A 22529-nucleotide genomic window follows, 5' to 3' on the forward strand; every position below is an offset into this window, starting at 1 on the left:
GCGGCGGTCGTCGACGCACCGCCCCGAACGGACCGGAGGAAACGTGCCCCGCACCCTGGCCAACGCCCCGATCATGATCCTCAACGGGCCCAACCTGAACCTGCTCGGCCAGCGCCAGCCCGAGATCTACGGCAAGGACACACTGGCCGACGTGGAGGCGCTGTGTGCCAAGGCGGCGGCCGCGCACGGCGGCACGGTGGACCTCCGGCAGTCCAACCACGAGGGCGAACTGGTCGACTGGATCCACGAGGCGCGCTTGAACCACTGTGGGATCGTCATCAATCCCGGTGCCTACTCGCACACGTCGGTCGCGATTCTGGACGCACTCAACACCTGCGACGGCATGCCCGTGCTGGAGGTGCACATCTCCAACATCCACCAGCGCGAGGCGTTCCGGCACCACTCCTACGTCTCGCTGCGTGCCGACGGGGTGATCGCGGGCTGTGGCGTGCAGGGTTACGTCTTCGGCGTCGAGCGGGTCGCGGCCCTGCTCGGGGCCGCGCAGACCGAGGCCTAAATCGTCGCGGACGTGCGGGGCGGTCACCCGCCCCGCACCAGGCTTCACAGGCGGCCGGCCTCCACGATCCGCCGCAGGAAGCGCCGTGTGCGCTCCTGCTGCGGATCGCCGAAGACCTGCCCGGCGGTGCCGCGCTCCAGCACCACGCCACCGTCCAGAAAACAAACCTGGTCGGCGACGTCCCGCGCGAAGCCCATCTCGTGCGTCGCGAGCACCATGGTCATGCCGTCGTCCTTGAGTCCACGCACCACTTCCAGCACCTCGCCCACGAGTTCGGGGTCGAGCGCCGCCGTGATCTCGTCCAGCAACAACAGCCGGGGCCGCACGGCGAGCGCCCGTACGATCGCCACACGCTGCTGCTGACCGCCGCTGAGCCGGTCCGGGTAGGTGTTTGTCTTGGTCCCCAGTCCCAGGCGCTCCAGCAGCTCCCTGGCGCGCTCCTCGGCCTCGTCGCGGGAGACTCCGTGCACCCGCCGCGGTGCCAGCGTCACGTTGTCCAGCACGGTCATGTGCGGGAAGAGGTTGTAGGACTGGAAGACGACGCCGATCCTGCGCCGCACCGCGTCCTGGTCGGCGCGGGGATCGGTGATCTCCTCGTCGTCCAGCCAGATCGCGCCGTCGTCGATCTCCTCCAGCAGGTTGGCACAGCGCAGCAGCGTCGACTTGCCCGAGCCGGAGGCGCCGATCAGCGCTGTCACCGTGTGCGGGGCGACCTCCAGGCTGACATCGCGCAGGACCACGGAGCCCGCGAAGGTCTTGCGGACGGACTCCATGCGCAGCACGGGCGCGTCGCTCATAGGGATCCTCCCTGGGCCTGCCGCCGGTCCATCCGGGCCGTCACCCAGTCCGTGAAGCGGGTCATCGGAATGGTCAGTGCCACGAACACCAGCCCGGCGACGATGTACGGCGTGTAGTTCAGACTCCGGCCCACGATGATGTCGGCCGCGCGCACGGCATCCACCGCGCCGCCGATCGACACCAGACCGGTGTCCTTCTGCAACGACACCAGGTCGTTGAGCAGCGGCGGCACCTGACGTCGCACCGCCTGCGGCAGCACGACGTAGCGCAGCGCCTGCCGGTTGGTCAGGCCCAGCGAGCGGGCCGCGGCGCGCTGCGAGGGGTGCACGGACTCGATACCGGCCCGGAACACCTCGGCCACGTACGCCGAGTACGTCAGCGTCAGCGCCGTACCGCCGAGCAGCACCGGATCGACCGTCACGCCCTGCAGCCGCAGCGCCGGCACGCCCAGGACGACGATCATCAGGTTGATGATCAGCGGAAGGCCGCGGAAGAAGTCGGTGTACGCCGCCGCGAGCACGCGCAGCGGGAAGAACACCGGGCCGCGCAAGGTGCGCGCGATGGCGATCAGCATGCCGAGGACGAGGACGGCGGCGCCGCAGATCACCAGCAGGCGGACGTTCAGCCACAGACCTTCGAGGACCTTCGGGAACGCCTCGCGCGCGTACTGCGCGCTGAAGAACGTCTCCTTGGTGCGCGGCCAGCCCGGCGCGCTGACGACGACCAGGTAGAGCACGACGGCCGTGACGAGCGTCGAGAGCGCCGCGACGGCCATGGCGCGACGGGCACGCGCGCGCTTGAGGCGTTCGCGCTCCAGCCGCCGTTCGGAGGGCACGTAGCCGTCGTCGGCGCCGCCGGTCATGTCTCCTTCGCCGCCGGCTCCCTCCGGGACCGACTCGCCCTTGGTGACCGTCACTTGAGCACCGGGGCGTCGACGGCGTCCGAGAGCCACTGCTTCTCGAGCCGGGCCAGTGTGCCGTCCTTGCGCAGGGCGTCGACGGCACCGCTCACGCACGGCGTCAGCGCGCTGCCCTTGTCCAGCACCAGCCCGAACTGCTCTGGTGTACCGCCCCTGTTCTCGAACTGGCCGACGATCTTCGCCTCCGTCACCTCGGCCCCGGTGATGTAGAACGCGGTCGGCAGATCGACGACGATGGCATCGACCTGTCCGTTCTTCAGCGCGGACTTGGCCTGGTCGTTCTTGGCGAACGCGGCTGCCTCCTGCTTCGGCTTCACCACGTCGGTGATGTAGTCGAGGCTCGTGGTGCCGACCTGGGCACCCAGCTTGAGGCCCTTCAGATCCCCGACGCTCGTCGCCTTGGCCGCCTTGCTGCCCTTCAGGGCCACCACGGCCTGGCGCACGTCGTAGTAACCGGAGGAGAAGTCCACGGCCTTTTTGCGCTCGTCGCTGATCGACACCTGGTTGATGTCGAAGTCGAAGGTCTTCACGCCGGGCGCGAACGCCTTGTTGAACGGCACGCTCTGCCACACCACCGCGCTCTCGCCGTACCCCAGTTGCTTGGCCACGGCGTAGGCGACCGCCGACTCGAAGCCCTTGCCGTTGGCGGGCTTGTCGTCCTTGAACCAGGGCTCGTACGCCGGTTCGTCCGTCGCGATCGTGAGCTTTCCGGAGGCCTTGGTGGCCAACTTGCCCCGGGCACAGCTCTTCCCGGCGGTGCCGGACGGAGCGTCCGACGCCTTCCCGTCGGGCTGCGGAGCGCAGCCGACAGCGGTGGCGAGCAGAGCGATGGTGGCGGCGGCTACCGCGCGGCGCAGGGTGCGAGGGGCAGGGTACATGGCGGGAGATTGGCAGCGAACCCTCCGTTTGTCCAGGTCAGAGCAGTAACTGTCTGCATGCTGGGAACGGGTGTTGCGGGTGCGTGAACAACTTCCGGACCGTGCGCCGCCGGCCCGGGCCGCCGGCCGAGGGCGGGGTGGGAAGACCGGCGGCCCCTGCGCACAGGAGCCGTCATCCCGTGCGGGGCTGTCACCAGTTGACTGCGCGACGGCGACGGTCGGGAGCGTGCGCGGGGGACCGGCGCGTGTGAAGCGTTCACACGGGGCGCGCGCAATGCAACGCGCGCCGGGCGCACGGGGAAAGCGTGCGCGCGGCGCGCGGAATCCTGACTACGGGTCGTCCGGCCTCTCACCACTTCCGCGAACGCCGACGACGCCCGCGTGCGTCCTCACCACCCGCGCGCGTGCCACTCCGGAAGTTGCGGCCGCTCCGCGCCCAGCGTGGTGTCGTTGCCGTGCCCGGGATACACCCAGGTCTCGTCGGCCAGCACGTCGAAGATCTTCGTCTCCACGTCGTGGATGAGGCTGGCGAACGCCGCAGGATCGTGGTGCGTGTTGCCGACGCCGCCCGGGAACAGGCAGTCGCCGGTGAACACGTGCGGGTGGCCGTGCGGGTCGTCGTAGATCAGCGCGATCGAACCCGGAGTGTGCCCGACCAGGTGGCGCGCGGTGAGTTCCACGTGCCCCACCCTGATGACGTCGCCGTCGTTCACGAGGACGTCGGTGGGGACCGGGATGCCGGACGCGTCCTCCCGGCCGGCGTACGTACGCGCGCCTGTGGCCGCGACCACCTCGGCGAGCGCCTGCCAGTGATCACCGTGCCGGTGTGTGGTGACGACGGACGCGATGCCGTCGCCACCGATCATGCCGAGGAGCGTCTCCGCCTCGTTGGCGGCGTCGATCAGTAGCTGCTCGTCGGTGGCGCGGCAGCGCAGCAGATAGGCGTTGTTGTCCATCGGGCCGACCGCGATCTTGGTGATCATCAGGTCTTTCAGCTCGTGCACGTCCGCCGGTCCGCCGACCTTGACCTCTCCGGTGTACGTCATGGTGATCAGCCTATAGCGGGGCCGGGGCCGGCGGGCCGCCGTCGGCCTACAACGGAGGCAGCTTCGGCAGAGCGCCGTTCACGGTCAGGCCGGAGCCGTCGCGCCGCCCGGCGAGCCAGCCCAGCAGGTCGGCGGGCGTACCCTCGGCCGCGACCGGTGCGCCCTGTGCACCACCGCCCGTGGTCCAGGCCCGGCCGTCGCCGGCGGACAATCCGGTCGGAGGCACCGCCTCGTGCCCGGCGAAGCGCTGCGCCAGGAAGTCGATCTCCCGTTCCGTGAACTCCGCCGGAAGATCCTCCAGCTCGTACCCGATCCCGAGGTCCACGTGGTGCAGCTCCACCTCGGCCCACCGGCGGAACGGCACCCGGGACGCGGAGTCCGTGACACCGTTGCGCAGCTCTACGGTGCGCGACCAGTCCGCGGGCGCCTCCCCCAGCGCCTGGAAGCGGGCCGCGCTCTCGCGCAGGTCGGCGGCCTGGGTCTCGATGTCGCGCGGGGCGTCGCGCTCGATGTCGGCGTTGCGCGCCTCGGCGCTCGAGTACATGGGCCGGCCTTCGAGAACGTTCACGAGCGCGTCGGCGTTGCGGGCGAGGTGGGCGAGGACGTGACCGCGGCTCCAGCCCGGAAGCCGTGACGGCTCGGCGAGCGACGCGTTGTCCAGTTCGGCGACCGCGTCGAGGAGTCGTTCGGTCGCGTCACGTACACATGCCAGGTCATGAGCGTGATCATTCATGAGGCCGACCCTAGCCCCGCCACACGTTCGGGTGAAGCTGGTGAACCTCGCCCGCAAATCGAAAGTGAGTGCTATATCGTCGAGGGTGGCGTCGGGCATGCTGGATGGCCGGGGGTTGTTATGCAACCGGGAAATCCGACCGGCGTTGTCAGTGGCTCCCCCTAGTCTGAAGAAGCACGGGGGCCCCGCCCCTGTCACTTCTCTCAAGAAAGGTGCGGACCGGCGTGGCCGACCGTCTCATCGTCCGTGGCGCGCGCGAGCACAACCTCAAGAATGTCTCGCTCGACCTGCCTCGTGACTCGCTCATCGTCTTCACGGGCCTGTCCGGGTCGGGCAAGTCCTCCCTGGCCTTCGACACGATCTTCGCGGAGGGCCAGCGTCGCTACGTGGAGTCGCTCTCCTCGTACGCCCGGCAGTTCCTCGGCCAGATGGACAAGCCGGACGTCGACTTCATCGAGGGCCTGTCCCCGGCGGTCTCCATCGACCAGAAGTCGACCTCGCGCAACCCGCGCTCGACGGTCGGCACCATCACCGAGGTCTACGACTACCTGCGTCTGCTCTTCGCGCGCATCGGCAAGCCGCACTGCCCCGAGTGCGGCCGCCCGATCTCGCGCCAGTCGCCGCAGGCCATCGTGGACAAGGTCCTGGAGCTGCCGGAGGGGAGCCGCTTCCAGGTGCTGTCGCCGCTGGTGCGTGAGCGCAAGGGCGAGTTCGCCGACCTCTTCGCCGACCTCCAGACCAAGGGCTACTCCCGCGCGCGTGTGGACGGCGAGACGATCCAGCTCTCCGACCCGCCCGCACTGAAGAAGCAGGAGAAGCACACCATCGAGGTGGTCGTCGACCGCCTCACGGTCAAGGACTCCGCCAAGCGGCGCCTCACCGACTCCGTGGAGACCGCCCTCGGTCTGTCCGGCGGCATGATCGTGCTCGACTTCGTCGACCTCCCCGAGGACGACCCCGAGCGCGAGCGCATGTACTCGGAGCACCTGTACTGCCCGTACGACGACCTGTCCTTCGAGGAGCTGGAGCCCCGCTCCTTCTCCTTCAACTCGCCCTTCGGCGCCTGCCCCGAGTGCACCGGCATCGGCACGCGCATGGAGGTCGACCCCGAGCTGCTCGTCCCGGACCCGGACAAGTCCCTGGACGAGGGCGCCATCCACCCTTGGTCGCACGGGCACACCAAGGACTACTTCGGCCGCCTGATCGGCGCCCTCGCCGACGCGCTCGGCTTCCGCACGGACATCCCCTTCGCGGGCCTGCCCCAGCGCGCGAAGAAGGCCCTGCTCTACGGCCACAAGACCCAGATCGAGGTGCGTTACCGCAACCGGTACGGCCGCGAGCGCGTGTACACCACGCCCTTCGAGGGCGCGGTGCCCTTCGTCAAGCGCCGGCACAGCGAGGCCGAGAGCGACGCCAGCCGCGAGCGCTTCGAGGGCTATATGCGCGAGGTGCCCTGCCCCTCCTGTGAGGGCACGCGTCTGAAGCCGATCGTCCTCGCGGTCACGATCATGGAGAAGTCGATCGCCGAGGTCTCCGCGATGTCGATCAGCGACTGCGCGGACTTCCTGGGCGAGCTGAAGCTGAACGCCCGCGACAAGAAGATCGCCGAGCGGGTGCTGAAGGAGGTCAACGAGCGGCTGCGGTTCCTGGTCGACGTCGGCCTGGACTACCTCTCGCTCAACCGTGCGGCCGGCACCCTCTCCGGCGGCGAGGCCCAGCGCATCCGTCTGGCCACCCAGATCGGCTCCGGCCTCGTCGGCGTGCTCTACGTCCTCGACGAGCCGTCCATCGGCTTGCACCAGCGGGACAACCACCGCTTGATCGAGACCCTGGTCCGGCTGCGCGACATGGGCAACACGCTCATCGTCGTGGAGCACGACGAGGACACCATCAAGGTTGCCGACTGGGTCGTGGACATCGGTCCCGGCGCGGGTGAGCACGGCGGCAAGGTCGTGCACAGCGGCTCCCTGAAGGAACTGCTCGAGAACGCCGAGTCGCAGACCGGCGCGTATCTCTCGGGCCGCAAGTCGATCCCGCTGCCCGACATCCGCCGTCCCCTCGACCCGTCCCGCCAGCTCACCGTGCACGGCGCCCGTGAGAACAACCTGCAGGACATCGACGTGTCCTTCCCGCTGGGTGTGTTCACGGCCGTCACGGGCGTGTCCGGCTCCGGCAAGTCGACGCTGGTCAACGACATCCTGTACACGCACCTGGCCCGCGAGCTGAACGGCGCGCGGAACGTCCCCGGACGGCACACGCGCGTGGACGGCGACGACCTGGTCGACAAGGTCGTGCACGTCGACCAGTCGCCGATCGGCCGCACCCCGCGGTCCAACCCGGCGACGTACACCGGAGTCTTCGACCACATCCGCAAACTGTTCGCCGAGACCACCGAGGCGAAGGTCCGCGGCTACCAGCCCGGCCGCTTCTCCTTCAACGTCAAGGGCGGCCGCTGCGAGAACTGCGCGGGCGACGGCACGATCAAGATCGAGATGAACTTCCTCCCGGACGTCTACGTCCCGTGCGAGGTCTGCCACGGCGCCCGGTACAACCGGGAGACCCTGGAGGTCCACTACAAGGGCAAGTCCATCGCCGACGTGCTGAACATGCCGATCGAGGAGGCCACCGACTTCTTCGAGGCAGTCCCGGCCATCTCCCGGCACCTGAGGACTCTGAAGGACGTCGGTCTCGGCTACGTCCGCCTCGGTCAGTCCGCCACGACTCTCTCCGGCGGTGAGGCCCAGCGGGTGAAGCTGGCCAGCGAGCTGCAGAAGCGGTCCACCGGACGCACGGTCTACGTCCTGGACGAGCCGACCACTGGTCTGCACTTCGAGGACATCAGCAAGCTGCTGAAGGTCCTCGGCGGCCTGGTCGACAAGGGCAACACGGTCATCGTCATCGAGCACAACCTCGACGTGATCAAGACCGCAGACTGGATCGTGGACATGGGCCCGGAGGGTGGCGCCGGCGGTGGCCTCGTGGTCGCCGAGGGCACTCCCGAGGAGGTCGCCGGGGTTCCGGCCAGCCACACCGGCAAGTTCCTGCGTGAGATCCTCGGTGCCGACCGCATCAGCGACGCGGAACCGGTGAAGGCCCCACGCGCCACCACGACCCGGAAGACGGCAGCGGCCAAGTCGGCGGCGAAGAAGACGGTGACGGCCAGGGCCAACAACACGGCGACCAAGAAGGCCGCCACGGTCACGAAGAAGGCCACACCGGCGAAGAAAACGACACGGGCCCGCAAGGCCTGACACAACATCGAAAAAACGGCGCCCCGCGGGAACTTCCCGCGGGGCGCCGCTCGTTCCACCAACAGCCCGCCCGGTTCAGCGTTCGGACGAGTCCCCGGGCACACCGCAGTTCCGGCTGTACCTTGTCAACAGCACAGGGAAGAAAGACCGTTCACCACTCACCCAGCTCGGCCGCGTACGGCGGCTCCGCCCCCGCCCGCGAGCAGGTGATCGCCGCGGCGCGTGCCGCGAAGCGCAGCAGCCGTGTCCAGCCCTCTGTCCCGAGGGAGGCGAGCGCTTCGGCGGACAGCGCATCCTGTGCGGACAGACCGTGCAGCAAGGCCGCGTTCACCGTGTCACCGGCGCCGATGGTGTCCACCACGGCGACCTTCTCACCTGGCACGGAGTGCTCCGCGCCATCCCCGGTGAACACGGTCAGACCGTCCCCGCCCCGGGTCACCACGACGGCCGACGGTCCCGAGGCCAGCCACTCCCGCGGGGTGCCACCCAGCCACTCCGCGTCCTCCGCGGAGAGCTTCAACAGCGCCACCGAGGGCAGCCAGCTCTTGAAACGCGCCCGGTAGGCGTCCGCGTCCGGGATCAGACCCGCCCGGATATTGGGGTCGAGCGCGGTGAACAGCCCCTGCCCGGCCGCCGTGCGCATCAGCTCCTCATACGCGCTCGCCCCCGGTTCCAGGACGAGCGAGCAGGTGCCGAAGGACACTGCGCGCGTGCCGGACGGGAGAGCGGCGGGAGGGGTGAACAGGCGGTCGGCGGTGCCGTCGACATAGAAGGAGTAGGCGGCGGAGCCGCCGGTGTCGAGTGTGGCCACCGCGAGGGTCGTCGGCTCCGGCCCGCGCTGAACGCCGGACACATCGACCCCTGCTCGCCGCAGCCCGTCGAGCAGGGCCTCGCCGAAGGCGTCGTCCGAGGTCCGGGAGCAGAACGCGGTGCGGGAGCCGAGTCGGCCCAGCGCCAAGGCGGTGTTGTACGGGCCGCCGCCGAGCGCCGGCTTCAGGTCTGCGAGGGCGCCGGGGCCCTGCGGTACCAGGTCGATCAGTGCTTCACCGGCGACGACGATCACGAGACGGGTCCCTTCTCGGACAGCGTGGATGGTTCGGGGTGCTCGGGCCGCTCGGCCCCGCCCGGCTCCTCGGGACAGCCGCAGGACGTGCGATGCACGAAAGCGCACGGCAGGCGCACCGTCCGGGCCGGCCGCCGCGGCTGGCCCAGCCGGTCGAGGAGGACGCGGACGGCCTGCGCGCCCAGCTCCCTGCTGGGCTGGGCGATGGCGGTGAGCCGGGGCGAGAACAGATCGGCCCAGGCGAAGTCGTCGAAGCAGCACAGGGCGACGTCGTCCGGGATGGACAGACCCCGTCGGCGCAGAGTGCGCAGGGCGCCGATCGTCATCGCGTTGTTGGCGGTGACGAGGGCCGTGGGCGGGTCGGGCAGTGCGAGCAGGGTCGCCGTGGCCTGCTCGGCGCCGGCGGACTCGGAGCTGCCCGAGACGACGAGCCGTTCGTCGTGGGCCAGACCGGCGGCGGTGAGGCCGTCCAGATAGCCAAGAACGCGTTCCTCGGTGGTGCTGAGCCCGGGCAGGCCCGCGACCATGCCGATCCGACGGTGGCCCAGCGCGGCGAGATGGGTGACGAGAAGGGCGGTCGGTGCGACGCTCCCGGTACAAACCTGGTCGCACCACGGCGCGTCCCCGCCGGCAGCGGCACCCCCTTCACCGGCCACCGGGGTGCCGGCCAGCACGCGCGCGTCGATCACCCGGTCCAGGAACACGGTGGGTACGGCGTGGCGGCGCAGGTAGCCGACGAGGTCCTGCGGACGCGCCGAGGGGGCGACGATCATGCCGTCCACCCGGCGCTCATGGAGGAGCTGTGCGACCTTGCGTTCGTGCCCGGGGTCGTCGTGCGGATCGGCGATCAGCAGGCTGTACCCCGCCTCCAGGGCGGCGGCCTCGACGCCCTGGAGGATCTCCGTGAAGTACGGGTTGCTGATCGCCGACACCGCGAGCCCGATGGAGCGGGTGCGGGAGGTCACCAGGGAGCGGGCCAGGGTGTTGGGCGTGTAACCGAGGGTGTCGATGGCGTCCAGTACGGCCTGGCGGGTGTGGGGCAGTACCGGGCGAGTGCCGTTGAGGACGTGGGAGACGGTCGCCACGGAGACGCCTGCGCTCCGGGCCACGTCCGCCATGGTGGCCATCGCGTTCCCCTCCCTGAGCCGACGAGGCCGGTCCCCGCGGAGGCTCCGGCCGGGAACGTATCTCATCGACCACCCTCGCGTAAACGCTTACGCAAACGTTTACGCCACGGCCTCGGCCCACCTCCCGCTGCATGGGCCCCCTCCGCCACCCAGCCCGCCCACTTCCCGGGCCTTCTCCGCGGCCTCCCGTCCGCCCCGACCCGCGGCCCCCGCCGCCACGCCCTCCGTCCTCCTGTGCGGCCGCCGCCCCCGCCGCGGGGCCTGTCCTTCTGCCCGGGTATGGTCGCCCTGCACAGCCCTTGACCAGTGGAGTCCCAGATGCCCGACCGACCCTCCGCGAGCCGTCGTACCGTCCTTCGAGGGGCCGCCGTGGCCCCGGTCGCCGGGCTCGGCCTGGCCGCGTGCTCGGCGCCGGGCGGTGCCTCCGCCGCGGCGACCCCGACCGCGCCGGTCGACCTCGGTGCCGAGAGTGAGGTCGCGAAGGGCGGCGCCAAGCTCTACCGCGATCACAACGTGGTCGTCAGCCGCGACAAGAACGGCGCGCTGAAGGCGTACAGCACGATCTGCACGCACGCGGGGTGCCCGATCAACAAGTTGCAGGGGACGACCCTGATCTGCCCCTGCCACGGCAGCCAGTTCGACGCCACGACGGGCAAGGTGGTCCAGCAGCCGGCCACCGAGCCCCTCGCTGAGCTGCCGGTGAAGACGGCGGGCGGCAGGATCATCGCCGGCCCGGGCGCCTGAGCGGATAGCCGGCCGGCATCGTTCCGGCCGACGTCAACGGGCCGGCACCGACGGGAACTTCACTCCCAGTCCCATGCGATCCCGACGATACCGGGCCGGATCCGTGGCTCGACCACGTGGACGCAGTGGTGCGGCCCGGTGAGCGGCAGTGCCTGCCGGCCGCTGCGCGGCGCCGCCTCCGAGGGCTGGGCGAAACGGTGGCAGCGGACCGGGAGCGCGGCTGTGTTGAAGCGCACCTGGAGCGCGTACTGGCCGCCGGGGGTGCAGAAGCGATGGAGGTGTTCACGGGAGGGGCCGGCCGTGCCGTCCTCGATGCCGTAGCGGAAGAGGAAGGTGTCGCCGGAGCGCAGCCGGGTGCCGAAGAGCAGCTCGGCCACCAGTACCCCGGTGTCCTGGTCCCAGCGGACGCGTCCCGCCTGGCAGTTCTCCAGCGCTCGCACCCTGATGTCCTGCGGGCGGCAGCCGGGGTCGCCGTGGTGCACGGCGAGGAAGCGGTCGACGCCGTCGCGGTGGGCGCGCACGATGTGGTGGGCCTCACGGCTCGCCAGTTCACGCCGGGCGCCGATCCGGACGTATTCGTGGTGGCCGAGGGTGTGCAGCCCGCCGTCGGGGGACCGGCCCAGGTCGGCCCGGAGCCGGTCCAGGACGTCCGAGGCCGCGACCAGCGAGCGGTAGGAGCGGGTCGCCGGATGGCCGCTCACCGTGTGCTCCTGGGACTCGGCGAGCAGCCGGATCAGCGACTCGTCCGGCAGCTGGAGGATCTCCTCCAGCGCCCGCACGGCACGCAGCGACTCGGGGCGCTGAGGGCGACGGGCGCCCTGCTGCCAGTAACTCAGGCTGGTCACGCCGACCTTGACCCCGTGCCGGGACAGATGGTGCTGGACGCGCTGGAGCGGCAGCCCGCGCGCGGCGATCGCGGCGCGCAGCGCCACATGGAAGGGGCCGCCCCGCAGGGCCGTGTCCAGTTCCGCGGTGGGGACATCCGCGTGCTCGGTGGCATGCCGCATGCCGAGGCGCCTTTCTATGAGGTGTCGCTACGGTTGGTCAGACCGTCTGCGCTGGTGTGCGGGGCCACCCCCGTGGACGCTGTGGACGCCCCTGACTGAGCACACCGCGTCCCGTATGCGGGCGTGCCCGGCCCCGAGTTCCCCCGCATTGAAGCGTGTTGACCAGACCCCGACAACACCCCGAACCCGCCATGGCCCCGGTCCGCCGGTCCACGGCGCGACGCCGGCACCCTCGCTCACGGGAACGGTCTCGGCGTCCGCCAGGCACATGGGGAGGATCCGCGTGCGACGCAGACCTGGGAGTTCGCCGGTGACGACACCGCCGTACCGCCCGAGGAAGCGGTCGCCCGGCTGCGGCGGCGGATCGCCGAGGAGTGTCCGGAGGCCTGGTTCACCAGCTCCGCCGGGCGCCGGCTGAGCGTGCTGGGCAACACCGAGCGAGCGCTGGTGATGCTCCTCGACGGGGACGGCGATCCGGGCGGGCAGGCGGTCACCGCCGGAGCCGGGGCCCTGAGCGGGGGCTTCGCGCTCGCGCACGGGCAGTGCGACACGTATCCCGACGAGGACACCGCGCCGTTCGACGAGGCGCTCCGGATCGTCCGGCACCTGATCGCCACCGGCGTGCCGCCGGCCGACGCCGGATGGTGCGGGGGCGGGTGAGCGGCGCGGGCGTGGGCGTTGTCCACAGGCCCGACGCGGTGTCGGTGCTCGCCAGTAGGGTGTGAGACATGGCCGACCCCTCCAGCTACCGCCCCAGGCCGGGTGAGATCCCGGACTCTGCGGGGGTGTACAGGTTCCGTGACGAGCACCGCCGGGTGATCTACGTCGGAAAGGCGAAAAGCCTGCGCCAGCGCCTGGCGAACTACTTCCAGGACCTGTCGAACCTGCACCCGCGCACCCGGACGATGGTGACCACCGCCGCGTCCGTGGAGTGGACCGTGGTGTCCACGGAGGTCGAGGCGCTCCAGCTGGAGTACTCCTGGATCAAGGAGTACGACCCCCGGTTCAATGTCAAGTACCGCGACGACAAGAGCTACCCGTACCTCGCGGTGACGATGAACGAGGAGTTCCCGCGCGTGCAGGTGATGCGCGGTCACAAGAAGAAGGGCGTGCGGTACTTCGGGCCGTACGGACACGCGTGGGCCATCCGGGACACGGTCGACCTGCTGCTGCGCGTCTTCCCGGTGCGTACCTGCTCGGCCGGCGTGTTCAAGAACGCCGCCCGCACTGGCCGCCCCTGCCTGCTCGGCTACATCGGCAAGTGCTCGGCCCCTTGCGTCGGCCGGGTCAGCCCCGAAGAGCACCAGGAGCTGGCCGAGGAGTTCTGCGACTTCATGGCCGGCCGCACCGGCACCTACCTCCGCCGTCTGGAGAAGCAGATGATGACGGCGGCCGAGGAGATGGAGTACGAGCGGGCCGCCCGGCTGCGTGACGACATCGAGGCCCTGAAGAAGGCGATGGAGAAGAACGCGGTCGTGCTCGCCGACGCGACCGACGCCGACCTCATCGCCGTCGCCGAGGACGAGCTGGAGGCGGCCGTCCAGATCTTCCACGTGCGTGGCGGCCGGGTGCGCGGCCAGCGCGGCTGGGTGACCGACAAGGTCGAGGACATCACCACCGGGGCACTGGTCGAGCACGCGCTCCAGCAGCTGTACGGCGAGGAGAGCGGGGACGCGGTCCCCAAGGAGGTCCTGGTTCCGGCCCTGCCCGAGCCGGTCGAGCCGGTCCAGGAGTGGCTGACCGGCCGCCGCGGCTCGAACGTGTCGCTGCGCATCCCGCAGCGCGGCGACAAGAAGGCGCTCATGGAGACCGTGCAGCGCAACGCCCAGCAGGCCCTGGCCCTGCACAAGACCAAGCGCGCCTCCGACCTGACCACGCGCTCGCGTGCCCTTGAGGAGATCGCCGAGGCCCTCGACCTGGACAGCGCCCCGCTGAGGATCGAGTGCTACGACATCTCTCACCTGCAGGGGGACGACGTGGTCGCCTCCATGGTCGTCTTCGAGGACGGCCTGCAGCGCAAGAGCGAGTACCGCCGCTTCCAGATCAAGGGCTTCGCGGGTCAGGACGACGTCCGCTCCATGCACGAGGTGATCAGCCGCCGCTTCAGGCGCTATCTCGCCGAGAAGGAGAAGACGGGGGAGTGGGCCGACGGCGAGGACGCCGCCGCCGGCGGCGAGTCCGTCGTCACGGGTGGCGAGTCCGTCCTCACCGGCACGGACGAGATCACCAACTCCCTCAAGGACGACGACGGCCGTCCCAGGAAGTTCGCCTACCCGCCGCAGCTCGTCGTGGTCGACGGCGGTCAGCCGCAGGTCGCGGCGGCCCGGCGCGCCCTGGACGAGCTGGGCATCGACGACATCGCCGTCTGCGGCCTCGCCAAACGCCTGGAGGAGGTCTGGGTGCCCGGCGAGGACGACCCGGTGGTCCTGCCACGCACCAGCGAGGGTCTCTATCTGCTCCAGCGCGTGCGGGACGAGGCCCACCGCTTCGCGATCACCTACCAGCGCACCAAGCGGGCCAAGCGTTTCCGCGCCGGCCCCCTGGACGAAGTCCCCGGCCTCGGCGAGACCCGCAGACAAGCACTCATCAAGCATTTCGGCTCGGTGAAAAAGCTCCGGTCCGCCACAATCGAACAGATCCAGGAGGTGCCCGGGATAGGCCGGAAGACGGCCGAGACCATCGCCGCGGCCCTCGCCCAGGCGGCTCCGGCCGCACCCGCCGTGAACACGGCGACCGGAGAGATCATTGAAGACGAGGAACCCGATACGACGGGCGGTTCCTCGGGGGAGCCCGTGACCGCGGGTCTCCCGGACGAACGACGGGGGCAGGAGAGATGACCGAGCACGAGACACAGCCCACAGCAGAGCGAGATCCGGCGCACGAGGAAGCGGGCCGGGACCGGCCCCAGCCCGCGGCCGGCGATCAGCAAGCGGTCCAGGAAAACGGAGCACAGGTGAGTACGGACGTCACGGCGGCCGCGGCCCCCGAAGCGGCCATCCCCGAGCTGGTGATCATCTCCGGCATGTCCGGAGCGGGCCGTTCGACGGCGGCGAAGTGTCTGGAGGACCTCGGCTGGTTCGTCGTGGACAACCTCCCGCCCGCCCTCATCCCCACCATGGTCGAGCTGGGCGCCCGCTCGCAGGGCAACGTGGCGCGGATCGCCGTCGTCGTGGACGTGCGCGGCCGCCGTTTCTTCGACAACCTCCGGGAGTCCCTCGCCGACCTGGACACCCGGGGCGTCACCCGGCGGATCGTCTTCCTGGAGTCCTCCGACGAGGCGCTGGTGCGCCGCTTCGAGTCGGTGCGCCGTCCGCACCCGCTGCAGGGCGACGGCCGCATCGTGGACGGCATCGCCGCCGAGCGCGAGCTGCTGCGCGAGCTGCGCGGGGACGCCGATCTGGTGATCGACACCTCCAGCCTCAATGTGCACGAGCTGCGCGCCAAGATGGACGCCCAGTTCGCCGGCGAGGAGGAGCCCGAGCTGCGGGCCACCGTGATGTCCTTCGGCTTCAAGTACGGCCTGCCGGTCGACGCCGACCTGGTCGCGGACATGCGGTTCCTGCCCAACCCGCACTGGGTGCCGGAGCTGCGTCCGTACTCCGGCCTCAACGAGGAGGTCGCCGCCTATGTCTTCAACCAGCCCGGCGCCAAGGAGTTCCTCGACCGGTACGCCGAGCTGCTGCGCCTCATCGCGGCCGGCTATCGCCGTGAGGGCAAGCGGTATGTGACCATCGCCATCGGCTGTACCGGCGGCAAGCACCGCTCGGTGGCGATGTCGGAGAAGCTCGCCGCGCGCCTCGCGGCCGAGGGTGTGGAGACGGTGGTCGTGCACCGGGACATGGGACGGGAATGACGGAACGTACACCGCGGCTGAGCAGGCTGCGCCGGATGGTGCCCGAGTCGCGTGCCGGGCGCCCGGCCGAGCCCCGTGGCGGCCGGCCCCGCCGCCGGGGCACGCAGCCCAAGGTCGTCGCGCTCGGCGGCGGCATGGGCCTGTCCGCCTCGCTCGCCGCGCTGCGCCGGATCACCGGCGACCTCACCGCCGTCGTCACGGTGGCCGACGACGGCGGTTCCAGCGGCCGGCTACGGGACGAGCTGGGCGTGCTGCCGCCCGGCGACCTGCGCAAGGCGCTGGCCGCGCTCTGCGGTGACGACGACTGGGGCCAGACCTGGGCCCGGGTCATCCAGCACCGCTTCCAGTCCAAGGGCGACCTGCACGAGCACGCGGTCGGCAATTTGCTGATCGTCGCCCTGTGGGAGCAGCTCGGCGACCATGTGCAGGCCCTGGACCTGGTCGGCAAGCTGCTCGGCGCGCACGGCCGTGTGCTGCCCATGTCGGCCGTGCCGCTGGAGCTGCAGGCCCTGGTCAAGGGGCACGATCCCGAGCGTCCCGACGAGGTGGACACCGTGCGCGGACAGGCCACGGTCGCCCTCACGCCGGGCGAGGTGCAGTCGGTGCACCTCGTGCCGAACGACCCGCCGGCCGTCCCGGAGGCCGTAGCCGCGGTGCTGGACGCGGACTGGGTGGTGCTCGGCCCCGGCTCGTGGTTCTCCTCGGTGATCCCGCACCTGCTCGTCCCCGAGCTGCTGGACGCCCTCACCGAGACCAAGGCGCGCAAGGTGCTGTCCCTGAACCTCGCCCCGCAGCCGGGAGAAACCGAGGGCTTCTCCCCGCAGCGTCATTTGGAGGTTTTGGGCCGACACGCCCCTAAACTCGCCCTGGACGTGGTGCTGGCCGACGTGGCCGCCGTGCCCGACCGCGACTCGCTCACCGAGGCCGCCGAGCGGCTGGGAGCCGCGGTCGAGCTGGCGCCGGTGGCCCGGACCGACGGTTCCCCGCGGCACGACCCGGAGCTGTTGGCCGCCGCGTACGACCGTATTTTTCGGATGCATGGAAGGATCGGCCCATGGCGATGACGGCAGCGGTGAAGGACGAGATCTCCCGGCTCCCCGTCACCCGGACCTGCTGCAGGAAGGCGGAGGTCTCCGCCATTCTGCGGTTCGCCGGCGGCCTTCACCTGGTGAGCGGGCGCATCGTGATCGAGGCGGAGCTGGACACGGCGATGGCGGCCCGCCGTCTCAAGCGGGACATCCTGGAGATCTTCGGCCACAGCTCCGAGCTGATCGTGATGGCGCCCGGCGGGCTGCGACGCGGCTCGCGCTATGTCGTGCGGGTCGTTGCGGGCGGGGACCAGCTGGCCCGCCAGACGGGTCTCGTGGACGGCCGGGGCCGCCCGATCCGGGGCCTGCCCCCGCAGGTGGTCTCCGGGGCCACCTGTGACGCGGAGGCGGCCTGGCGCGGGGCCTTCCTGGCGCACGGCTCGCTGACCGAGCCCGGCCGCTCCTCCTCCCTGGAGGTGACCTGCCCGGGCCCGGAGGCCGCGCTCGCGCTGGTCGGCGCCGCCCGCCGGCTGTCGATCGCCGCGAAGGCCCGTGAGGTGCGGGGCGTGGACCGGGTGGTCGTCCGTGACGGCGACGCGATCGGCGCCCTGCTGACCCGGCTCGGCGCGCACGAGTCGGTGCTGGCCTGGGAGGAGCGCCGGATGCGCCGCGAGGTGCGGGCCACGGCCAACCGGCTCGCCAACTTCGACGACGCCAACCTGCGCCGCTCCGCCCGCGCGGCCGTGGCCGCAGGCGCCCGGGTCCAGCGCGCGCTGGAGATCCTCGCCGACGAGGTCCCCGAGCACCTCGCGGCGGCCGGCCGGCTGCGCATGGAGCACAAGCAGGCCTCGCTGGAGGAGCTGGGCGCCCTCGCCGACCCGCCGCTGACCAAGGACGCGGTCGCGGGCCGGATCCGCCGTCTGCTGGCGATGGCCGACAAGCGCGCCGCCGACCTGGGCATCCCGGGTACGGAGGCCAACCTCACCGAGGAGCTGGCGGAGAACCTGGCCGGCTGACCGCGTGACGCCAACGACCCGGTGCCGAGGCCCAGTTGAGGCTTCGGCACCGGCTTTCGTGTGCCTTCCGTATGCCTGACGGGCATTCATTTGCGTGGCCATGAAGCGCTCTTGACTCGATCAAGAAGTGACATGAACCTGGCCAAGCGTTCGCCGCTGCGGCGAACCACCGCTAGGGGGGTTCATGAGACACAGAGCGAGATCGATCCTCGCTGTCGGCGCGCTCCTGATCGGCGGAGCGAGCCTCGCACCCGTAGCCCAGGCACAGGGCGGAAATCCGGCGAAGTCCACCCCGGACGAGATCAGGGTCTTCCGCGCCGACGTCACCAAGGCGCAGATTCCCCTGCTCCTCAAGGCCGGCCAGGACGGTGACGAACTCGGCGGGCAGATCACCGGAAGCGGAAAGTCCGAGGTCGAGGTCTATCTCACCGGACAGCAGGCCGCGAAACTCCGCAAACAGGGCGTCACCCTCACCGAGCACACCGTGTCGGCCAAGGCTCAGGCACGCGTGGAGAAGGCGTCCCAGGGCGTGTTCCGCCCCTACGGCGGAAGCGGCGGACTCAAGGAGGAGATTCTCCGGACCGCCCAGGCCAACCCCGGCCTGACCAAGGTCGAGTCGATCGGGAAGACGGTCGACGGCCAGGACATCCTCGCCCTCAAACTGACCAGGAACGCCAGGAAGACGCAGGACGGATCCAGGCCGCCCGTGCTGTATCTGTCGAACCAGCACGCACGCGAGTGGATCACCCCGGAGATGACCCGGCGTCTGATGCACTACTACCTGGACCGCTACAAGTCCGACAAGCGCATCCGGAAGATCGTCGACTCGACCGAGCTGTGGTTCGTCATCTCGGCCAACCCCGACGGCTACGACTACACGTTCAAGAACTCCGAGACCCGCCTGTGGCGCAAGAACCTGCGGGACGTCAACGGCGACGGCGTCATCGGCGCCGGCGACGGCGTCGACCTCAACCGCAACTTCCCCTACAAGTGGGGCTACGACGACGAGGGTTCGTCCCCGAACCCCATCAGCGAGACCTACCGCGGCGCGAGCCCCGAGTCCGAGCCCGAGACCAGGGCGCTGGACGGCTTCGAGAAGCGTGTCGGGTTCAGGTACGCCATCAACTACCACTCGGCCGCCGAACTCCTCCTGTACGGCGTGGGCTGGCAGGTCGCGACCCCCACGCCCGACGACGTCCTCTACAAGGCCCTCGCCGGGACCCCGGACAACCCGGCCGTCCCCGGCTACCGTTCGCAGGTCTCCTCGGAGCTGTACACCACCAACGGTGAGGCGGACGGGCACGCGTCGAACGTCAACGGCATCGCGATGTTCACCCCCGAGATGTCGACCTGCCAGACGGCGTCGAACGTCGACCCGAACGACGCGTGGAAGCCCGAGGACTGCCAGTCGGTCTTCAACTTCCCCGACGACGAGAAGCTGATCCAGCAGGAGTTCACCAAGAACATCCCGTTCGCGCTCTCCGTCGCCGAGACCGCCGTACACCCGGACCGGCCGGTCTCCTCGGTCGGGCTGAGCGCCGCCGACTTCACCCCGGCCACGTTCTCCACGTCGTACTCCCGGGGCGCCGGCCAGGAGGTGTCCGTCGTCGTGCGCAGGGCGATCCGGGACAAGGAGCTGAAGTACCGCGTCAACGGCGGCCGCGTCCTCGACCAGACGCTGCGGCCCTGGAAGGGCGGCAGGACCTACGGCGGCAAGGACGACCTGTATTTCGACGAGTACCGGGCCATGGTGCAGGGCGGCGAGCCGGGCGACAGGGTCGAGGTGTGGTTCACCGGCGAGACGGACAGCGGCAGGAAGGTGTCCAGCCCGCACTTCACGTACACGGTCGCCGAGCGGCCCAAGGCCGACACGCTCGTCGTCGCCGAGGAGGGCACGGCCGCCGCACAGGCGCAGAAGTACGCGGACGCGGTCAGGGCGGCCGGGCACAGGGCGCTCGTGTGGGACGTCGCCACCCAGGGTGCCCCGGACGCGCTCGGCGTGCTGAAGCACTTCCGGACCGTCGTGCACTACTCCGGCGCGAACGGCCCCGGCAACGCCACCCAACTGCAGCTGCGCGCCTATCTGAACGAGGGCGGCAGGCTGATCGAGGCCGGTGAACTGGCCGGCGGCAGCGTCGACCTCGGCGACGGCACTCTCTCGGACGACTTCAGCCAGTACTACCTGGGTGCCTACAGCCGTACGTCGACCACGGGAGCCACCGGCTTCACCGGTTCCGGCGCCCTGGACGGCTACGGCGGCGCCCTCGGCGACGCGCCCGGCAACCCGCTGGACAAGGCCGGCACCTACGCCGTCACCTCCGACGAACTGCCCGTGGCCGCCTACCCGCAGTTCAAGAGCGCGGGCGCGGGCCGGTTCGCCGGGACCGTCAACCCGTACGGGCCGTACTCGGGCTCGTACATGGCCGCCGCCGTGCACACCGACGACGCCTACAAGCGCCTCACCCGCACCATCGACCTGAGCGGTGTCAGCGCCGCCGACAAGCCGGCCCTCAGCACCCGGCTGCTGTGGGACACCGAGCCGGGCTACGACCACGCGGTGATCGAGGCGCACACCGTGGGCGCCGACGACTGGACGACCCTGCCGGAAGCCGGCGGCGCCACGAGGACGGCCGTACCGGCGGACTGCGGCCAGGGGTTCCTGATCGCCGAGCACCCGTGGCTGAAGCACTATCTGACGCTCGCGGACAACGCCTGCAGCGCGACCGGTACGACCGGCTCCTGGAACAGTCTCACCGGCAGCTCGGGCGGCTGGCGGCAGGTCACCTTCGACCTGAGCGCGTACGCCGGCAAGTCCGTCGAGGTCTCGATCAGCTACGTCACCGACCCGGGCACCGGCGGACACGGTGTCCTCGCCGACGACGCCTCGCTCGTCGTGGGCGGCGTGGCGAAGGAGACCGAGGGATTCGAGTCGTCCCTGGGCGCCTGGCACGTGACCGGACCGCCCGCGGGCAGCCCGCCCGTGCTGAAGGACTGGGCGCGCACCGGGACGCTGTTCCAGACCTATGGAGCGGTCACCACGGACGACACCGTGCTGCTCGGTTTCGGTCTGGAACAGGTGCCGTCGGCGGCCGATCGGGGGGCCCTGCTGCGGAAGGCGTTCGCGGCGCTCGGTGCGTGAGGGCCGACACGTTGACAGATCCCGCTCACCTTGTTCCAACAGGTGAGCGGGAGCCCTCTCAACGGTGCGCGAAAGGGGCCCTGATCAAGTGAGCCGACCCGCTCACGAACGAGTGAAGAAGGCGCCAAAAGTGCCTGGCATTCAGTAGTAAATACGGGTGAATCCACTGCCGATCCGGGACGGTCCGTACCTCTACTGGTGGGTAAGGAACGCCTGCCCGTGTATGGGCCATCTCGATGTCACCCCGGGGCTCGCAGAGAGGTAGGGTCGGTGGTGGTCGGGGACATCCCAAATAGAGCTCGCCGGCACCGCATGGCCGGCGTACCAACGAGGAGATCGGTTCGTGACGATCCGCGTAGGCATCAACGGCTTCGGCCGCATCGGTCGTAACTACTTCCGCGCGCTGCTGGAGCAGGGTGCTGACATCGAGGTCGTGGCTGTCAACGACCTGGGTGACACCGCGACCACCGCGCATCTGCTCAAGTACGACACGATCCTGGGCCGCCTCAAGCAGGAGGTCTCCCACACCGCCGACACCATCACCGTGGACGGCCACACCATCAAGGTGCTCTCCGAGCGCAACCCGGCCGACATCCCCTGGGGCGAGCTGGGCGTCGACATCGTCATCGAGTCGACCGGCATCTTCACCAAGAAGGAAGACGCCGCCAAGCACATCGCCGGTGGCGCGAAGAAGGTCCTCATCTCGGCTCCGGCCAAGGACGAGGACATCACCATCGTGATGGGCGTCAACCAGGACAAGTACGACGCGGCCAGCCATCACGTCATCTCCAACGCCTCCTGCACCACCAACTGTGTGGCGCCGATGGCGAAGGTCCTCGACGAGAACTTCGGCATCGTCAAGGGTCTGATGACCACGGTGCACGCGTACACCAACGACCAGCGCATCCTGGACTTCCCGCACAAGGACCTGCGCCGCGCCCGCGCCGCCGCCGAGAACATCATCCCGACCACCACCGGTGCCGCCAAGGCCACCGCCCTGGTGCTCCCGCAGCTCAAGGGCAAGCTGGACGGCATCGCCATGCGCGTCCCGGTCCCCACCGGCTCGGTCACCGACCTGGTCGTGGAACTCGGCCGCGAGGTCACCAAGGAAGAGGTCAACGCCGCCTTCCAGAAGGCCGCCGAGGGCGAGCTGAAGGGCCTCCTCGACTACACCGAGGACCCGATCGTCTCCTCCGACATCGTCAACGCCCCGGCGTCCTGCACCTTCGACTCCTCCCTGACCATGGTCCAGGAGGGCAAGAACGTGAAGGTCATCGGCTGGTACGACAACGAGTGGGGCTACTCCAACCGCCTCGTGGACCTCACGGTCTTCGTCGGCAACCAGCTCTGATCGCCGAAGCAGGACCTTGAAGTGAGAGCAGGGCTCGGGCAGCGCAGCGTCGCGCTGTC

At 70.3% G+C, this 22529-nt stretch carries 18 protein-coding genes; 10 read left to right on the forward strand and 8 right to left on the reverse strand.

Annotated elements, in window-relative coordinates; genetic code table 11:
- Positions 1-43 precede the first annotated feature (43 nt).
- Complete coding sequence (gene aroQ, locus A6P39_RS31020; protein WP_067042943.1) at positions 44-517, forward strand: type II 3-dehydroquinate dehydratase; 474 nt, start codon at positions 44-46, stop codon at positions 515-517.
- Positions 518-561: 44 nt separating this feature from the next.
- Here the strand turns inward: aroQ and A6P39_RS31025 are convergent, their stop codons facing one another.
- From A6P39_RS31025 to A6P39_RS31045, 5 genes are all read right to left on the reverse strand, one after another.
- Positions 562-1314, reverse strand: a complete 753-nt coding sequence (locus A6P39_RS31025) for an amino acid ABC transporter ATP-binding protein (protein WP_067042946.1) — start codon at positions 1312-1314, stop codon at positions 562-564.
- A complete protein-coding gene (locus tag A6P39_RS31030) occupies positions 1311-2231 on the reverse strand; it encodes an amino acid ABC transporter permease (protein WP_067042949.1) in 921 nt (306 codons plus the stop codon). Before A6P39_RS31030 ends, A6P39_RS31025 begins: the two co-directional genes overlap by 4 nt.
- Positions 2228-3112: an ABC transporter substrate-binding protein gene (locus tag A6P39_RS31035; protein ID WP_067042953.1), complete on the reverse strand. Its 885-nt coding sequence runs from the start codon at positions 3110-3112 to the stop codon at positions 2228-2230. Before A6P39_RS31035 ends, A6P39_RS31030 begins: the two co-directional genes overlap by 4 nt.
- 389 nt (positions 3113-3501) lie before the next feature.
- Positions 3502-4158, reverse strand: a complete 657-nt coding sequence (locus tag A6P39_RS31040) for an MBL fold metallo-hydrolase (protein ID WP_067042956.1) — start codon at positions 4156-4158, stop codon at positions 3502-3504.
- Between the two features lie 46 nt (positions 4159-4204).
- Entirely contained in the window at positions 4205-4891 is a 687-nt protein-coding gene (locus A6P39_RS31045) for a maleylpyruvate isomerase family mycothiol-dependent enzyme (RefSeq protein WP_067042959.1), read from the reverse strand.
- A 224-nt stretch (positions 4892-5115) separates the two neighbouring features.
- Between A6P39_RS31045 and uvrA the strand changes: the two genes are divergently transcribed.
- A complete protein-coding gene (uvrA, locus tag A6P39_RS31050) occupies positions 5116-8142 on the forward strand; it encodes an excinuclease ABC subunit UvrA (RefSeq protein WP_067042962.1) in 3027 nt (1008 codons plus the stop codon).
- A gap of 151 nt (positions 8143-8293) precedes the next feature.
- Here uvrA and A6P39_RS31055 read toward each other — a convergent pair whose 3' ends face one another.
- Together A6P39_RS31055 and A6P39_RS31060 are read right to left on the reverse strand one after the other, a co-directional pair.
- On the reverse strand, positions 8294-9205 hold the full coding sequence (locus A6P39_RS31055) for a carbohydrate kinase family protein (protein WP_067042965.1): 912 nt from the start codon (positions 9203-9205) through the stop codon (positions 8294-8296).
- Positions 9202-10332 (reverse strand): LacI family DNA-binding transcriptional regulator, encoded by a 1131-nt coding sequence (locus A6P39_RS31060; RefSeq protein ID WP_067042968.1) that lies wholly within the window; start codon positions 10330-10332, stop codon positions 9202-9204. Before A6P39_RS31060 ends, A6P39_RS31055 begins: the two co-directional genes overlap by 4 nt.
- A 318-nt stretch (positions 10333-10650) precedes the next feature.
- On the opposite strand from A6P39_RS31060, the gene A6P39_RS31065 reads away from it, so the two are divergent.
- Positions 10651-11076, forward strand: a complete 426-nt coding sequence (locus A6P39_RS31065) for a Rieske (2Fe-2S) protein (RefSeq protein ID WP_067042971.1) — start codon at positions 10651-10653, stop codon at positions 11074-11076.
- A gap of 59 nt (positions 11077-11135) precedes the next feature.
- On the opposite strand, the gene A6P39_RS31070 is transcribed toward A6P39_RS31065, so the two are convergent.
- Positions 11136-12083, reverse strand: a complete 948-nt coding sequence (locus tag A6P39_RS31070; protein WP_275883926.1) for a hypothetical protein — start codon at positions 12081-12083, stop codon at positions 11136-11138.
- 420 nt (positions 12084-12503) lie between these two features.
- Between A6P39_RS31070 and A6P39_RS31075 the strand changes: the two genes are divergently transcribed.
- The 7 genes from A6P39_RS31075 (at position 12504) to gap (ending at position 22470) form a co-directional block, all read left to right on the forward strand.
- Positions 12504-12743 (forward strand): hypothetical protein, encoded by a 240-nt coding sequence (locus A6P39_RS31075; RefSeq protein ID WP_107304397.1) that lies wholly within the window; start codon positions 12504-12506, stop codon positions 12741-12743.
- Between the two features lie 68 nt (positions 12744-12811).
- A complete protein-coding gene (uvrC, locus tag A6P39_RS31080) occupies positions 12812-14920 on the forward strand; it encodes an excinuclease ABC subunit UvrC (RefSeq protein ID WP_067048509.1) in 2109 nt (702 codons plus the stop codon).
- Positions 14917-15936: an RNase adapter RapZ gene (gene rapZ / locus A6P39_RS31085; protein ID WP_067048512.1), complete on the forward strand. Its 1020-nt coding sequence runs from the start codon at positions 14917-14919 to the stop codon at positions 15934-15936. The genes uvrC and rapZ overlap by 4 nt, the downstream gene beginning before the upstream one ends.
- Positions 15933-17000, forward strand: coding sequence for a gluconeogenesis factor YvcK family protein (locus A6P39_RS31090; protein ID WP_067048515.1), 1068 nt, complete (start codon positions 15933-15935; stop codon positions 16998-17000). The genes rapZ and A6P39_RS31090 overlap by 4 nt, the downstream gene beginning before the upstream one ends.
- On the forward strand, positions 16991-17980 hold the full coding sequence (whiA, locus tag A6P39_RS31095) for a DNA-binding protein WhiA (protein WP_067048518.1): 990 nt from the start codon (positions 16991-16993) through the stop codon (positions 17978-17980). The genes A6P39_RS31090 and whiA overlap by 10 nt, the downstream gene beginning before the upstream one ends.
- A gap of 184 nt (positions 17981-18164) precedes the next feature.
- Positions 18165-21119 (forward strand): M14 family metallopeptidase, encoded by a 2955-nt coding sequence (locus A6P39_RS31100; RefSeq protein ID WP_199840854.1) that lies wholly within the window; start codon positions 18165-18167, stop codon positions 21117-21119.
- 343 nt (positions 21120-21462) lie between these two features.
- A complete protein-coding gene (gene gap, locus A6P39_RS31105; RefSeq protein ID WP_067048521.1) occupies positions 21463-22470 on the forward strand; it encodes a type I glyceraldehyde-3-phosphate dehydrogenase in 1008 nt (335 codons plus the stop codon).
- The last annotated feature ends 59 nt before the right edge of the window (positions 22471-22529 follow it).

The sequence above is a fragment of the Streptomyces sp. FXJ1.172 genome, assembly GCF_001636945.3.
Taxonomy (GTDB): domain Bacteria; phylum Actinomycetota; class Actinomycetes; order Streptomycetales; family Streptomycetaceae; genus Streptomyces.

Bases quoted from the DNA above. Each gene is read 5' to 3' on its own strand.
- A6P39_RS31025 (WP_067042946.1), bottom strand. From the start codon at position 1,314: ATGAGCGACGCGCCCGTGCTGCGCATGGAGTCCGTCCGCAAGACCTTC.
- A6P39_RS31035 (WP_067042953.1), bottom strand. From the start codon at position 3,112: ATGTACCCTGCCCCTCGCACCCTGCGCCGCGCGGTAGCCGCCGCCACC.
- A6P39_RS31040 (WP_067042956.1), bottom strand. From the start codon at position 4,158: ATGACGTACACCGGAGAGGTCAAGGTCGGCGGACCGGCGGACGTGCAC.
- A6P39_RS31045 (WP_067042959.1), bottom strand. From the start codon at position 4,891: ATGAATGATCACGCTCATGACCTGGCATGTGTACGTGACGCGACCGAA.
- A6P39_RS31060 (WP_067042968.1), bottom strand. From the start codon at position 10,332: ATGGCCACCATGGCGGACGTGGCCCGGAGCGCAGGCGTCTCCGTGGCG.
- A6P39_RS31065 (WP_067042971.1), top strand. From the start codon at position 10,651: ATGCCCGACCGACCCTCCGCGAGCCGTCGTACCGTCCTTCGAGGGGCC.
- A6P39_RS31070 (WP_275883926.1), bottom strand. From the start codon at position 12,083: ATGCGGCATGCCACCGAGCACGCGGATGTCCCCACCGCGGAACTGGAC.
- uvrC (WP_067048509.1), top strand. From the start codon at position 12,812: ATGGCCGACCCCTCCAGCTACCGCCCCAGGCCGGGTGAGATCCCGGAC.
- rapZ (WP_067048512.1), top strand. From the start codon at position 14,917: ATGACCGAGCACGAGACACAGCCCACAGCAGAGCGAGATCCGGCGCAC.
- A6P39_RS31090 (WP_067048515.1), top strand. From the start codon at position 15,933: ATGACGGAACGTACACCGCGGCTGAGCAGGCTGCGCCGGATGGTGCCC.
- whiA (WP_067048518.1), top strand. From the start codon at position 16,991: ATGGCGATGACGGCAGCGGTGAAGGACGAGATCTCCCGGCTCCCCGTC.
- A6P39_RS31100 (WP_199840854.1), top strand. From the start codon at position 18,165: ATGAGACACAGAGCGAGATCGATCCTCGCTGTCGGCGCGCTCCTGATC.